This is a genomic window from Anoxynatronum buryatiense (assembly GCF_900182905.1).
In the GTDB taxonomy this organism is placed as follows: domain Bacteria; phylum Bacillota; class Clostridia; order Peptostreptococcales; family Tindalliaceae; genus Anoxynatronum; species Anoxynatronum buryatiense.
Window position 1 is genome coordinate 40908 of the sequence record NZ_FXUF01000001.1, and the last position, 15040, is coordinate 55947.

The following is a 15040-nucleotide window of genomic DNA, read 5'->3' on the forward strand; positions in this document are numbered from 1 at the left end:
AAATGATCACCACTTAATCGTGATGGGCTGATCATCTGCTGATTGAAGCAGGTATCTATCCTTCCAATCCCCTTTTGCTTTCGATCACCAGCCGATTTTCCTTTTCACGAATCAATATCTGATCTTTGTAAATAATTGTTCCGTCAAGCAGAGCACGTCCAATACCCGTCTCCAATTGTTTCTGAATATATCGTTTGATGGGGCGCGCACCATATGTGGGAGAATATGCATTCTCCATAATGTGTTTCCTGGCAGAGTCTTCAAGATGAATCGTTAAATGGTGTTCCTTCAGCCTGTGCTCAATTTCATTCATTGACATATCGATAATTGCATCAATTTCATTTTGGGTAAGGGCTTTGAAGATAACTGTTTCGTCGATACGATTCAACAGCTCTGGCCGAAAATATTGCTGCAGCTCTCGATGGATCGCTTCCCGAGTGGCATCTGTGAGATTGCCATTCATTTCCAAATCCCGAAGAATTAGCTGGCTTCCAATGTTGGATGTCATAATCAGAATCGTATTTTTAAAATCTACAGTGTGCCCCTGACTATCAGTCAATCGACCGTCATCCAACAGCTGTAACAGCATATGAAACACTTCAGGATGTGCTTTTTCAATTTCATCAAAAAGAATGACACTATACGGTTTGCGCCTCACTGCTTCTGTTAGTTGTCCACCTTCTTCATAGCCTACATACCCAGGAGGAGCTCCAATCAGTCTAGAGACTGCAAATTTTTCCATGTACTCACTCATGTCGATTCGAATTAAATTATTTTCAGTATCAAAAAGTGCAGCTGCAAGGGCTTTGGCTAATTCAGTTTTCCCCACACCTGTAGGACCAAGAAATAAAAATGAGCCAATGGGCCGTTTGGGATCTTTTAAACCGGCTCGTGCCCGAATCACTGCATCTCTGACTGCTTCCACAGCCTCATTCTGGCCTATCACTCTTTGGTGCAGTACTTGATCCAGAGATAATATTTTCTCCCGTTCACTTTCCATCAAACGCGTCACAGGAATTCCTGTCCAGCGGGAAACGATCTGACTGATTTCTTCTGCTGTTACTTCTTCTTTAATCATCCTCTGATTATCGTAATGTTCCAATTTTAGCTGCTGTGCTTCCAATTTTTTCTCGAGCTCAGGCAGTTCGCCGTATTTAAGTCGAGCAAGTGTTTCCAGATCATATTTCCGTTCAGCTGCTTCGACAGCCATTCGGGTTGCTTCTATTATTTCCTTTAACTGCTTTTCCTGCTGCAGCACTTCTTTTTCCTGTTTCCATCGAAGATCCAACTGCTCACCCTGCTCTTTCACTTGTACGATCTCTGTTTCCAGTTCCCTTAACCGTTCACGGGAGTTTGTGTCTTTTTCTTTTAGTAACGCCTCCCGTTCTATTTCCAGCTGCATGGTGCGCCGCTGTAACTCATCCAGCTCAGAAGGCATGCTGTCGATTTCTGTTCTAATCATGGCAGCCGCCTCATCCATTAAGTCAATGGCTTTATCCGGAAGAAACCTGTCTGAAATATATCGGTCTGAAAGCAAGGCGCAGGCAACAATGGCCTGGTCGGTGATGCGCACACCGTGGTGTATTTCAAATCGTTCTTTTAATCCTCTCAGAATGGAAATTGTATCTTCTACAGTCGGTGGATCAACCAATACCTTTTGAAATCTTCTTTCCAGTGCAGCATCTTTTTCGATGTGCTGTCGATATTCGTCCAATGTTGTTGCTCCTATACAATGGAGCTCTCCCCGGGCCAGCATTGGCTTTAGAATATTGCCAGCGTCCATTGCTCCTTCTGCTTTGCCGGCACCAACAATGTTATGGATTTCATCAACAAAAAGAATGATGCGTCCATCTGATTCAGAAATTTCTTTTAATACAGCCTTCAGCCGCTCCTCAAACTCACCTCTATATTTGGCTCCTGCAATAAGAGCACCTAAATCAAGGGAAAAAATCGTCCTATTCTTCAGACCTTCCGGTACATCCCCCTTGACAATTCGTTGAGCTAGACCTTCTGCAATGGCTGTTTTCCCCACCCCTGGTTCGCCAATTAACACAGGATTATTTTTTGTTCGCCGCGATAGGATGCGTATCACTCTTCGAATTTCTCCATCGCGTCCAATAACCGGGTCGAGTTTTCCCCGTCGAGCCAGTTCATTTAAGTCGCGACCATATTTTTCCAGCGCCTGATAGTTTTCTTCAGGATTTTCACTTGTGACGCGTTGACCTCCCCGCATATTTTGCAATCCTTTAAGAAAACCATCTCTGGTAATGCCAGCCCGAGAAATCATTTGGGCAGACGGTGTATCTGTTTCATCAAGAAGAGCCAGATACAAGTGCTCCACCGCCACATATTCATCCTGATATCTGCGGGCCTGGTCCTGGGCCTTAACAAGTAGCGTGTTTAATCTGCGAGACGCATAGAGCTGTGCATCGCCCCCATGAACTGAAGGCAGCTTATCAAGCTCTTGCTGAAGTTCGCCAATTAGTTGGTGGCAGTTGATATTCATTTCTTTCAGAATAGTAACAATCAAACCATGTTCCTGGGTTAACAGAGCCATATGCAAATGTTCACCATCGATTTGCGGATGAGCATGCCGCAATGCAATCTCCTGAGCAAGACCAAGAGCTTCTCTGGATTTTTGTGTCAATTTTTCAACTTGCATCGTAAAACCTCCTCCGGGTTTAATGATTTCAAATGGTTAGTTCGCTGAGTTTCGTCGTTCACCTTCTACGAGCGGGGGTTAAATGTCGAAAGATCTTTCAGTGCAGCAAAGTGATCTTTTTCTTTTAAAGAAAAAGTCGTAGGTAATTTGATTTCCACTGCCAGCAATAAATCTCCTGTCTCCCCTTTGCGGTTTTTGAATCCTTTTCCCTTTACCCGAAATGTTTTCCCACTTGAAGTGGATGGAGGGAGCGTAAAACGCAGAGGACCAGAAAGTGTATTGATTTTTATACTGCCGCCTAGCGCAGCCTCCCAAACGGTTACCGGAAGTTTTTGAATTATATTTAATCCATCGAGCTTTTCGGCATCATTTTCCTTTATTTCAATCTGCAGGTACAGATCGCCCTGTTGAAGAGACTCCTCAGCGTGACCTCCCTCTCCCTCAAGCTTCAGTTTTTCTCCAGATAGAACCCCGGCAGGAACCTTAACCTGCAACGTTTTTTCATCTGCCCCATTGCGAAGAATAATATTCTTTTTGACGCCATGAAAGGCTTCGGCCAATGTCAGCTGAAGGACTGCTGTCGTATCTGTTGCAGCACCAGCAAATTGTTTTGTATTATTTCCATCCGCTGTCCTATAGGATTGAAACGGTGCTGACGAATAGAAACTATCGAAACGATATCCGCCATTCATCTCACTGCCAAAAAACGCATCAAAAAAATCACTAAATCCTGAATCATTTCCATCGTTTTGCTTTTTTCGTTTTTTTGAAAACTGATATCCGAACTGAGATGGATCAAATGCCGTCCCATGTGTTCCGGAGGATTGGTTTCTAATATAATCATATTTTTGCCTTTTCTCAGAGTTTCCCAACACTTCATAGGCTTCATTTATTTCCTTGAATTTATTTGCCATGAGTTGATCTCCATGATGCCCATCCGGATGGTATTTTTTAGCCAAACTACGATATGCTTGTTTGATCGTATTCTGATCTGCTGTTTCTTGAACCTGAAGAGTTTTATAATAATCTTTATATTGCAATTGACCCACCTCCTTATTAAGCCGAGATATCATTTGACTATCTTTGACCTTTTGTTTTATTATACCATTTTTTTCAGTGAAATCAATAGATAATCCATCGCCTGTTTAACGTTTTAATTTTGAGGTAGTATTCAGATATGACATGTTTTTCCGCGAAACAAGAATCATCCATTAGGAGGGATATTAATGAGTCAGCTTCAAAGCAATTTGTATGGCATTCCCCTCAAAAATCCCCTGGTAGCTGGGGCCTGCTCGTTGACCGCTCGGTCAGAAAAGGTGAAAGAACTGGAAAACGCAGGTATTGCTGCCATCGTCATCAAGTCCTTATTTGAGGAAGCCATCCAACTTGAAAAATTCCAGTTGGATGAATCGCTTGAACGTTATAATGATTTGCATGCCGAAATGCTAACTCATTACCCACACTTGGAACACGCCGGAGATAAAGAACATTTAATGATGATCGAAAAAATAAAAAAAAGTGTCAGCGTTCCTGTAATTGCCAGTCTTAATGCGGTTACAACTGAAGGATGGGTGCAGTATGCAAAGGATATTGCCGCCACTGGTGTAGACGGTTTGGAACTTAACTTCTACTCTCTCCCAGTACACAGTGAAGTCTCTGCTGAAGAGTTGGAAACTGGTCAACTCAATGCTCTTAAAGCTGTCAAGGACGCTGTTTCCATTCCAGTAGGCGTCAAACTCAGCCCTTACTACACACATCTGACAAATTTCGTCACCGCTCTGGAAGAGGCCGGAGCAGATGGAGTAACATTATTTAATCGCTTCTTTCAGCCTGAAATTGATATTATATCAGAACAAGAATCTGCGACTTTTTCCTTCAGTCAACCAGGCGATCATTTGCTTTCTCTTCGCTGGACAGCACTTCTTAGTGATCGAATTAAGTGTCCTGTCACAATGAGTAAAGGTGTGCTCGATGATGAGGACGTCATTGAGGCACTTCTTGCAGGCGCATCTTCTGTCCAAATTGTTAGCACACTGTATAAAAATGGTATTCCTTATGTTCAGGAGATGGTGGCTGGTCTTGAAAAGTGGATGGAGTTGAAGGGTTATCAAACTATTAACGATTTTCGTGGTAAAATGAGTAAGAAAAAGCAACAGGATCCATGGGCTTACGAACGTGTTCAATATATCGAAATGTTGTTGAAAAAAGGTACCCTCTTTTAAAGTACTCTAAAGGGAAGATAAACCTATGGGATCTGATCATCTTAAAAGAAAACAAGAATCGATAGTGGTGCTGGTGATCGCGCTCCTGATAATACTTATGGCTGGCATTATTGTTTTTTTAACAGGAGCATCCACTAATGACCGATCTATCACGGGCAGTGACCCATCAGTTAAATATTACAGCCAGCCCATCACCATCTTGACACAAACTGCTCCCGACAGCGGCGGAAGGGCTGCTTATGTGAAAATGACATTCGTGTTGTCTTTTAATCAACGACGCCACCTTCAAGCCTCCGAAGCCAATGATGCGCAGATCCGTTCTCTGATATCCAGTGAGATGAATCGTTATTCTCCTGATGCCTTACTGGAGCCATTGATGTTAGATCAAATGCAGGCTTCTATTCAATCAATTTTGACAGAAGACATGGGATTAGAGTCCAACGGCGTTTTTCTTGACCGGATCACAGTGCAATGATTTAAACATCAATTTGTTCGATACTGACAGGAGGTCTGTTTATGAAGAATTCAAAAGAAATCATAGCCTTTGCAATGAACATGGAAAAACAGGGGCAGAAGTTCTACGAAAGCTTTGCGGATCAGGTGGATCATCCCGAAGCCAAAAAATGGTTTGAAGTATTAGCCGAAACAGAAAGAGAACATTACGAAATTCTTGAGAAACAGTATCAACAACTTGACAAGGATGGCACTTGGTTGCCTATCGAAAGCCTTACCGCTGATATGGATCCCGGTCTTTTCGAGAATAGAAGCCAACGCGAAAAAATCGCGCCAGGTGATACCAAGCACAGTTTATCAGACTTATCTGTCTTGAGAATGGCCTATCTTATTGAAAATGATTTTGCTGAGTTCTATAAAAAGGCCATGGATCAGGTGTCTGACGAAGTTGGAAAACAGACACTCCAAGCGCTTTTTGAATGGGAGAATGAACATCGAAGAGTGTTTTACAACGAGTACCGAAAGGCTATGGAAGCGAATTGGTTTGAACAAGGATTTTCTCCATTCTAATCACATAAGACACCCAGTCGTTGGTATATCTAAAGGAGGTGTTAGCTGGTGCCTGAACTTGCTGACCTCAAATGTTTACCTTGCAGCTTAGGGACTCCTCCCCTTGCCGGTGATGAGCTGAAAACTTTTCTCGAACAGCTTGACTCTCAATGGATTCTGGTAAATAATCATCATTTGGAACGAGCCTTTACGTTTAAAAACTTTCAGCAGGCTTTGGATTTCACCAATAAAATCGGCCAGCTGGCTGAAGACGAAGGTCATCATCCCAATATCGCATTGTCATGGGGCAAGGTGGTTCTGACTCTTTATACACATAAGATTGATGGTTTAAGCGATGCGGATTTCGTTTTTGCAGCTAAAATTGACCGCATGCTTTCTTAAAAGCTTTCCACTAATAGCGAATGCCTCTGATAATGAGCGGTTGTCACTTTGCTCATAATCAGAGGCATTGTTTTAAGAGATAATATCATAGATTCCTCTCATGATTTTACGGGTTGACGCTGTTTGCAGATTTGCCAGCACTATAATCGCCAACCCTTTCGATGGAATCATCGCAAAAGTGGTGCGAAAGCCAATATCATTACCTTCATGCCCATAGAATGTTTGCTGATCATACTGACTAATAAACCATCCCAGACCAATCTGTTCCTCTTCTTTTATTTTCGCCTCAGGTGTTAACATTGTCATTAATGTATTGTATTTCAGCACTGGTGAGTGTTTGCGCTGCCATAAAGTCATCATGGAACAAGCGAATCGGCTCAGCTCTTCAACTGTGGAGTAAAGAGTAGAACTGGGCCCATGAGCCCTGTTGTAAGGAAAAACAGGGCTCACCCTGATCTTGTTATCGTCATCCTTGATATGCGGACTTACCAGGCGTTGCTGATCCACCATTTTCATGATAAAGTGACTGGATTTCATCTCCAGTGGATTCAATAGGTATTGCCAGCAATAATCATCAAATGAGATGCCTGACTGGTACCTGACAATATCACCAAGTATTTCATAGGCGATATTGCTGTAATTAAAGCGCTCGCCTGGTTGTGACACCAAGGAAATATCAGTCTGACTCATCACATATTCATGGAGAGCAGCTTCATCCTCTCGGGCAAGTTCCCATTCGTAATCATCGCAATCGGGCATGCCTGAAGTGTGACTCAACATTTGCTTCAGTGTAATTTCGTTTACCATGGGCTGTTCTGGTTTGAAATCTGGAAGATACCTGATGAAGGGTTTGTTGAGATCCAGCACTCTTTGCTCCACAAGCTGCATGACCGCAGTTGCAGTAAAAAGCTTGGATATCGATGCCATATGAAATATTGCATCCGCCGACATTTCTTTGTTCAATGCATAATCAGCCCAGCCGTAACCTTTTTGCAGTTTTAGTTCGTGATTCAATACAATTCCAATAGACAGGCCAGGAATATCGCGATAATACATCTGATCTTTGATCATCTGGTCTATCTCTTTGACGATGTTATCCTGCATGGTTTTCATTGAATCCCTCCCTCGTCTCCAGCCGGCGATAGACCTCCGGTAAAGCGTTTATGATATCAACTGCAGTTATTGAGCGCTTTCCAATGACATCTGCCGCCACATCACCAGCTTTTCCATGAATCCAGCAGGCCACTGCCGCTGCCTGAAAAGCTTGCATTCCCTGTGCCAGTAAAGAACCCACTATCCCGGCAAGCACATCTCCACTTCCTGCTTTTGCCATTCCTTCATTTCCCGTTGAGTTGATCACAGCTTTGCCGTCGGGTGAGGCAATGATGGTACCCGCTCCTTTTAAAACCACATGAACGCCCCATTGTTTTGCGGCTTCCAGGGCAGTCTTCAACCGGTTATTATTGACAGCTTCAATACTCATACCTGTCAACCGTGCCATTTCACCAGGGTGCGGCGTGATGATCACCGGCGATTTTAACTCTTTTAGCCAATGCAGACGGCCCACCAGTAAATTAAGTGCATCTGCATCCAGCACCATTGGACAATCTGCCTGTGACAACAGACCTTCAAGCACTTCAGACCACCCTTTGCCGCTTCCCCAGCCAGGTCCTGCAACCACTGCTTGAGACCTGGATTTTTGCTCATGCATCCGTTTGATCCCTTCAGCGGAAAACCCACCGTCCTCCCCTTCTTTCAGTGGAGTTGTGATGGCCTCCCACAACGTCTGTTCAAAAATGTGATTCAGAGATTCCTTCACCGCAATATTAATAAGTCCAGTACCACTGAGAAGTGCTCCACGAACAGCCATGATAGCAGCGCCAGTATAGCCGGTGCTGCCAGCGATGACAAGCAGGCTGCCAAAAGTTCCTTTATGTGCGTTTCGGGGTCTGTCCGGTAATAAATCTATAATGTCTGCCACTGAAAGACGACGGGCAACACAGGGTGCTTTTATCAGCAGCTCGGGCGGCAACCCTATATCTGCCACTGAAAGACTGCCATTGTACTCAGCTCCCGGAAAACACACATTTCCCACTTTCGGCAATCCAAAAGAAACGGTTTTAGTGGCATCTACTGCTATTGCCATCACCTTCCCCGTATCTCCATGTATCCCCGAGGGAATATCCACCGCAAGAACAGGTGAGGGGTGCCGATTGATCCATTGAATGAGGTTATAGGCCCTCCCTGAAACCTGACGGGATAAGCCAGTGCCCAAAATGGCATCAACAATTAAAAACTGGCCCGACTGCCAGTTTTCCAGCGCTTCCAACTGATCCTTTCGATCCTCATAGAACTCAGTCTCCAATCCCCACTTCAAGGCCATGTGATAGTTTGCCAGGGTATCATGAGTAAACGTTTCTGGAGCTGCCAACAATAAGATTCGAACAGGAATACCCATCTCATGAAAGTGTCGGGCTGCAGCCAATCCATCACCGCCATTGTTGCCTGGCCCACAACATATGAGCACGCCTGAAAGTCCTTCAAATGTCAACATTTTTTTACCTGCAACCGCTATTGCCATTGCTGCCCTCTCCATGAGCAGTACGCTGGGCATCATATATTCTCTGATGGCCGTATCATCAACTTGTTTCATTTGTTGACTCGTCAGTATTTTCATGGCAATCACCTCCGCAATCACTGGCATTGTAGCGCTTGCTCAGTTCAATTATTTTACAGATATCTTGAACAGCGCAAACATCATGGTAACATATCCGATCAGAATTGCGACTGTATCCCATCCCAAGGTAAGGATTGTTCGCTTGGAGCGATAAAAGAGTCCGATTACTGCAATACTGCTCAAAATCATCGCAGTACCAGCAGTTAAAATGTGTTGCATACTGACAACTTGATACACGGATCCAGACATATATGCCATATCTGTCACAACTAAAATAAGAATATTAAAGATATTGCTCCCCAAAACATTTCCCACTGCCATGTCATAGGCCCCGATGCGGATGGCTGCAATGGCAGCCACCAATTCTGGCAGAGAGGTTGCTCCTGCCACCAGCAAGGTGCCCACAAAAGTTTGCCCTAATCCTGTATTTCTTGCAATAACATCTGCATTGACAGATAATAATATTCCTGCTGCCACAATGACAATCCCCGAGAAAATAAAGCCTTTCACCGCTTTTTTAAAAGCATTTTTCCCTTGAACAGCCTGATGTTTATCAGAAGTGAAGTCAGGAAGCTCCAGATCCTGGTCTTTTTCTGTCTCGATCTTTGGTTCTTCAGGTAATCGCACTCTTGTCTTTTCTTCATAGCGAACCATTAAAAACGCAGAGAAAAGATAAAGAAGCATTATCAAAATGCTATAACCGCTTACCCATCCAATGGTGATATTAAAAACTTCATAAGGTGTGATCCATATGGCAAGCATGCTGATTCCTGTAAGCAATATACCAAACATTGCCGTTAGAATATGACTATCTCTGACAATTTGAAGTAAACTGCCTTTTCCTTGAAACAAATCAACGATGGCAAGTATCATCAGGTTAAAGGCATTGCTGCCATACACATTACCAAAAGCAATATCTGGAGCGCCAATCATGGCTGCTGAAATGCTGCTGGCTAGTTCTGGCAGACTGGTGACACTCGCTATTAGAATACCACCCACTAAGCCATGCCCGAGCTTTGTGTGCGCCGCCAGGGAGTCACCATGGGCAGAAAGGCGGTTTCCTGCCAAAATAACCAGTATTGCACTTACCATAAACCAAATATATTCCATTAAGTCTCCCCTATTCCGATAAAGCCACTTCTATGGCTTTCAAAATAACCCGACTGCTGTCAGTAGCTCCTGTTACCATGTCTACTTTAAGACTTTGAGCATGTAAAACATCATTAATGATTCTTTCAGCACGTTGACCACGATCATGTTCATGAATGAGTTGTATATCATGGATAGCTTCATCGATGATCACCACAGTCACTTCTGCATGAATCAACCCTACATCATATGTACCTGCATAGACCCCATCTTTCAGTTTTGAAAGATCAATGTCCTGTATTGATATTGCTTCTATTTGTTGTTGATACTGGTAATATCGAATCCCCCGGTTGACAAAGGGAAGAATAACTGCTGCCAGTACTGCTAAAATGAGTAGTATTTTAATCCAGCCTTTCACAATTTCACCTCCTGAAAAACCATTCAATCAATGCTTCACTAAAAGATACGATCCCATTCTTGTCGTGCATGGGCCCATGCCACATAATCGTCCATTTCCTTTAAATTATGGGCCAACACTCCCCAAATTTCCTGAGACTCAAATCCCCGACGCCACGAAGCAGTCCCGGCCAGTTGATGCCGGTGAACGAGTGAAGATTTTAAATCGATGGAGCGTGCATCTTCAACCCAGATTCTAAATCGGCTGCCTCCTTCAGTGTACTCTGTATAGTACTGGCCGCTTTCTTCCTCCCACACAACTTCAAGATTTCGGCCAGTAATGATCTGCTGAACCTGATTCATTGACAAAGCCTGAGAAGATACCGTGATTTGACCATCGACTTCCTTTTCTTCCCACATTCTCGTATAAAAGGGCAAACCCAATAATACCTTTTCGGCAGGCACCTGTTCCAAAATCCCTTTGATACCATTTTCCACCCATTGATATTGAGCCACTGAACCAGCAACAGGACTTGATCCCCAGTGTTGATCATATGTCATCACAACTATATAATCTACTATTTCACCCAAGGCTTCCCTGTCATAAAACATGGACCACATTTCACTGGTTGAGCGAATGGTAACATCCATAGAGACTACCAATCCGGCTTCTCGAAACAAAGGGGTTAACTCTCTGACAAACTGTGTGACGTGGTCACGATCATCTAAATAGACATTTTCAAAATCAATGTTTAATCCATGCATGCCATGTTGCAACACCGATTCCAGCAATTGATCAATAATAGTTTCACGAATGGATGTACTTGCTAAAAATGCACTGGTACGATCCGGGTTAAACCCATTTGAAACCAGCGGCCATACTTCATAACCGTGTGTTAATGCCCAGTTCAGATAAGCCTGGCTTATATTGCTTGAAACAGCACCTGACTCATCTGCAATTTCATACCATGTTGGTGACACAACATCTACCCCTGGCAAAGGTACCAGTCCGGCAGTACTGGGATTGACTTGATGAACATGCTCCCACACCAGACTTATTTTGCCTTTTGTATCTTGCCGCGGGGAGCGATTGGCTAATGAGCGTGTTGATATTTCAGCACATTCTTCATAACGCCTAACATCTTTCTTTTGAATGTATCCGATAAGGCCTGCTTCATTTCTTACCTTCAACCATTTTTCGTAGGTTTCATAAACCATTAAACGGTCTCCTGGTACGAGAGTTTCTTCAAACATCGGAGCTTTAACTGCGGGAGCCTGCCGCATCACAGGAGCCTCTGTGATCACCTCCGCCCACATTCGACATGGTCTTTTTTCTTCAATGACAAGCACCTGATCTTCTTGGCGTAACTGCCATTCCATCGAAAGATGGTTGTTCAAAAATGCTACCGGTAGATAAGGAACATTTCCTTCGACAGTCATCGGAATTGGAAGATCAACAGGCCGTCCATTTTCCATCAAAAAATCGCGCCCCGGCTGAAAACGATACACATAATCGTATGTGGTTGCCACCAGTGTCTCTTCAGTTCTATCCCAGTAATAATGAACATTCGTCATGATTTCTGCCAACTCAAGTGACACCAACACTTCATTTCCCACCATCCGGTAAGGTTCTGACAAGTCAAGTTGATGCCCCTCATAATACACCTGCGGGATACCTGTGGCATTATACAGTGCAGTTTCACTTGAAGGCCAAAAATGCATATATCCATAAAATGCACTGGCTGCCATTGCCAGCAACAAGAAAAAAATCCCCAATTTTTTCATGATCGCCTGCCCCTTTCCAGGATGGTGCTGCATGGTCTATTTTCTCATAAAAATAAAAGGGGTACAACCGTGATTTAAGCAGTTCAATTAAATGAAAAATCGTTTAGTCCAGCGCGAAAACTGTTCTTCTGTTGATTCTGTCATTTTACTTGTCAGCGGATCATGTTGGTTTAATCCGTGCCTGTCTTCAAAAGTGGGTTGATCTGGTTGATGATAGATTAACCCTGTTATCAGTCCATCTGTCTCCCTCAGTATTCGAAGTGCTGAATCCACATTATCTGTTTGATGCGCCGGTACTTCTGATACGTTCGTTAAGTTCTCACGAAACCAGCTATATGTGTTTGTTTTGTTGTAAGTGATACAGGGACTGAATACCTGTACCAGCGAGAATCCTTTATGTTTAATAGCTTCAGCGATCAGCGATACCAGTTCTTCTTGCTGTGCCGAAAACCCTTGTGCATAATAAGTGACACCCGCACCCACAGCCAATAATCCTGGTTGTATTGGTTGATCCACTGACCCCGCGGGAGTTGTTTTCGTTTTGAGTCCTGGCAGACTCACAGGAGATACATGCCCTTTCGTAAGTCCGTATACCTGATTATTCATCACCACATATGTCAAATCAACATTACGGCGAATGGCATGTAATGTGTGTCCGGCTCCAATGGCAAAGCCATCACCGTCGCCCCCCGCTGCCAAAACTGTCAACTCTCGATTTGCCAGTTTAATGCCTTGAGCAAGTGGCAGGCTGCGACCATGAACACTGTGAAACCCATAGGTATTCATATAGCCAGATAAACGTCCTGAACATCCGATACCACTGACAACGACCATCCGCTCTTGAGGGATTTCCAAACTGGCTGCAGCCAGTTGAATCGCCCGAAGAACTGAAAAGTCGCCACACCCAGGGCACCAGTTCGGCTTAATTCCATTACTATAGTCTTTCATTTCCATTCTGAACACCATCCTTCCAGTAAATGGCGCACTTCTTGAACTTGAAATGATTCACCATCATAGCGCGTCATGCTGACAATGTTATTCTGATGATTCAGCTCCTGACGCAAAATCAAAGCCAATTGTCCTTGCTGGTTTTGCTCCATCACAATGATCTTTTCGTAATTTGCCAATAATTGTTGGAGCTGCCGTTTCGGTAACGGACGTATACGAGAGATTCGGCCAATATCAACAGATAAGTAGGTGTCTTTTACCGCTTGCTGCAACACACCCCATGAAGATCCGCAGGTCAGGCATAACATCTTTCCATCACGTTGTTCCAAATGAACTGCAGACTGATCTTTAAGAGGTTCCAGTTTCCGCAGGCGTTTATCCATCATTTTCTGACGATTAGCAGGCTGGTCGGAAGGTCTTCCCCACTTGTTATGTTCAAGACCGGTAACCTGATGAATACCACCAGGCATTCCAGGAAAACTTCGGGGAGAAAGGCCATTTTCAGTCAAGGCATATCTGGCAAATGGTTCGGTTATCTTGGCAGCTGACAGCTCATCTTCTAACGACATAAGTACACCGCGGTTAATGGCCGCCGGGACGTAATCGAAAGCCGGAATCGTTTGGGGAGATAAGCTTAAATTCAAATCAGTCATGACGACTACCGGGCATTGAAAAATGTCTGCCAGATTAAATGCTTCTTTGGTAAGTTCGTAACACTCTTCGATTGTGGAAGGTGTTAAAAGAATCAAGGGGAATTCTCCATGACCAGCATGATAGAGTGCACTGAAATCACTTTGCTCTGTTCGCGTGGGAAGACCAGTGCTTGGTCCTCCTCTTTGAGCATCAACCACAACAATTGGTGTTTCAGTCATGCCGGCCAGACCAAGTCCTTCCATCATCAACGTCAGACCGGGCCCTGAAGTGGCCGTCATGCTTCGCACACCAGCATAGCCCGCACCAATACACATGGTGATTGCAGCTACTTCATCCTCCGTCTGAACCATTAATCCCCCTTCATCTGGAAACACCCTGCTCATCGTCTCCATTACATCTGAGGCCGGTGTGATGGGATAGGCTGCCATAAAACGACAACCTGCCATCAGTGCACCCAAGGCGATCGCATCATTCCCCATGAGAATCATCATACTTTCCTGCCTGTGTGGCGCATCTGGCAACGGATCTATTTTTTCCAGTTCCGGGCATGGATCATCATAAGCAGCTAACAGTACCTGGAGGTTTTGTTGTATGACTTCATCGCCTTTGGAAAGATATGTTTTTGCAATTGATGACTCCAGTACTTGACGCTGAATACCCAACAATTTTCCCAGATATCCGATGGCGCTTGTATTTTTCATCAGTAACGATCCATGTTTTTTGGCCATCAGTGTCAGCGGAAGTGCAACAGTGTTAATATTCTGCGTTAAAGATGCTTCTGGAGTCAATGTTTCATCCATCAGAATAATGCCATTATCCCTCAGTTTGATTTGATTAAAGCTGATCGACTCTTCATCAAAAGCAAGTATTATATCGATGACAGACTCCACACATGTCACATGATCATCGCCAATGGTAATGATCATATGGGTATTACCACCTTTAATGCGTGAAGAGAACTTACGCTCTCCATAAACGTGATACCCGAGACCTGCAAGTGCTCTCATAAGGTTAATGCCTGTACTGGCAACCCCCTCACCTTGAACACCGCCAATTAGGATGGTTCTTCTCCAACTCAATCCATTTCCTCCTTCCATTTTCATCACGTATTATTCATAGCCAATGGGCAGCAACTCAAACGGATTATCTCTATCTTAATCATTACAGGCTTGTTTTTTTACAGAGAAAGCGTACAATAAGTAG

13 protein-coding genes are annotated in these 15040 nt (G+C 43.9%); 4 read left to right on the top strand and 9 right to left on the bottom strand.

All coding sequences use genetic code 11. The annotated features are described in order from the left end of the window. Positions 1–55: 55 nt before the first annotated feature. Together clpB and QOL74_RS00155 are read right to left on the bottom strand one after the other, a co-directional pair. Positions 56–2662 carry an ATP-dependent chaperone ClpB gene (gene clpB / locus QOL74_RS00150; RefSeq protein WP_283407399.1) on the bottom strand — a complete coding sequence of 869 codons (2607 nt, stop codon included), beginning with the start codon at positions 2660–2662 and terminating at the stop codon, positions 56–58. A gap of 65 nt (positions 2663–2727) precedes the next feature. Next, the gene (locus tag QOL74_RS00155) at positions 2728–3702 is read right to left on the bottom strand and encodes a DnaJ C-terminal domain-containing protein (RefSeq protein WP_283407400.1); all 975 of its coding nucleotides are present in this window, start codon (positions 3700–3702) and stop codon (positions 2728–2730) included. Between the two features lie 186 nt (positions 3703–3888). Here QOL74_RS00155 and QOL74_RS00160 point away from each other — a divergent pair, with 186 nt between their 5' ends. From QOL74_RS00160 to QOL74_RS00175, 4 genes are read left to right on the top strand one after another with little or no spacing between them, the layout of a single operon-like run. Next, on the top strand, positions 3889–4884 hold the full coding sequence (locus tag QOL74_RS00160) for a dihydroorotate dehydrogenase-like protein (RefSeq protein WP_283407401.1): 996 nt from the start codon (positions 3889–3891) through the stop codon (positions 4882–4884). Between the two features lie 25 nt (positions 4885–4909). After that, positions 4910–5359 carry a hypothetical protein gene (locus QOL74_RS00165; protein WP_283407402.1) on the top strand — a complete coding sequence of 150 codons (450 nt, stop codon included), beginning with the start codon at positions 4910–4912 and terminating at the stop codon, positions 5357–5359. 41 nt (positions 5360–5400) lie between these two features. After that, positions 5401–5907: a ferritin-like domain-containing protein gene (locus QOL74_RS00170; protein ID WP_283407403.1), complete on the top strand. Its 507-nt coding sequence runs from the start codon at positions 5401–5403 to the stop codon at positions 5905–5907. A 48-nt stretch (positions 5908–5955) separates the two neighbouring features. Beyond that, entirely contained in the window at positions 5956–6288 is a 333-nt protein-coding gene (locus QOL74_RS00175) for a 4a-hydroxytetrahydrobiopterin dehydratase (protein ID WP_283407404.1), read from the top strand. A gap of 72 nt (positions 6289–6360) precedes the next feature. On the opposite strand, the gene QOL74_RS00180 is transcribed toward QOL74_RS00175, so the two are convergent. From QOL74_RS00180 to QOL74_RS00210, 7 genes are all read right to left on the bottom strand, one after another. Continuing rightward, positions 6361–7401: a serine hydrolase domain-containing protein gene (locus tag QOL74_RS00180; RefSeq protein ID WP_283407405.1), complete on the bottom strand. Its 1041-nt coding sequence runs from the start codon at positions 7399–7401 to the stop codon at positions 6361–6363. Continuing rightward, complete coding sequence (locus QOL74_RS00185) at positions 7382–8965, bottom strand: NAD(P)H-hydrate dehydratase (protein ID WP_283407406.1); 1584 nt, start codon at positions 8963–8965, stop codon at positions 7382–7384. The genes QOL74_RS00180 and QOL74_RS00185 overlap by 20 nt, the downstream gene beginning before the upstream one ends. Positions 8966–9013: 48 nt before the next feature. Then, positions 9014–10075 carry a sodium:calcium antiporter gene (locus QOL74_RS00190; protein WP_283407407.1) on the bottom strand — a complete coding sequence of 354 codons (1062 nt, stop codon included), beginning with the start codon at positions 10073–10075 and terminating at the stop codon, positions 9014–9016. Between the two features lie 10 nt (positions 10076–10085). Then, a complete protein-coding gene (locus QOL74_RS00195) occupies positions 10086–10472 on the bottom strand; it encodes an FMN-binding protein (protein ID WP_283407408.1) in 387 nt (128 codons plus the stop codon). Positions 10473–10510: 38 nt separating this feature from the next. Beyond that, entirely contained in the window at positions 10511–12235 is a 1725-nt protein-coding gene (locus tag QOL74_RS00200) for a glycosyl hydrolase family 18 protein (RefSeq protein ID WP_283407409.1), read from the bottom strand. A gap of 87 nt (positions 12236–12322) precedes the next feature. Then, positions 12323–13189: a 2-oxoacid:ferredoxin oxidoreductase subunit beta gene (locus tag QOL74_RS00205; RefSeq protein WP_283407410.1), complete on the bottom strand. Its 867-nt coding sequence runs from the start codon at positions 13187–13189 to the stop codon at positions 12323–12325. Further along, complete coding sequence (locus QOL74_RS00210) at positions 13180–14940, bottom strand: 2-oxoacid:acceptor oxidoreductase subunit alpha (protein WP_283407411.1); 1761 nt, start codon at positions 14938–14940, stop codon at positions 13180–13182. Before QOL74_RS00210 ends, QOL74_RS00205 begins: the two co-directional genes overlap by 10 nt. Positions 14941–15040 lie beyond the last annotated feature (100 nt).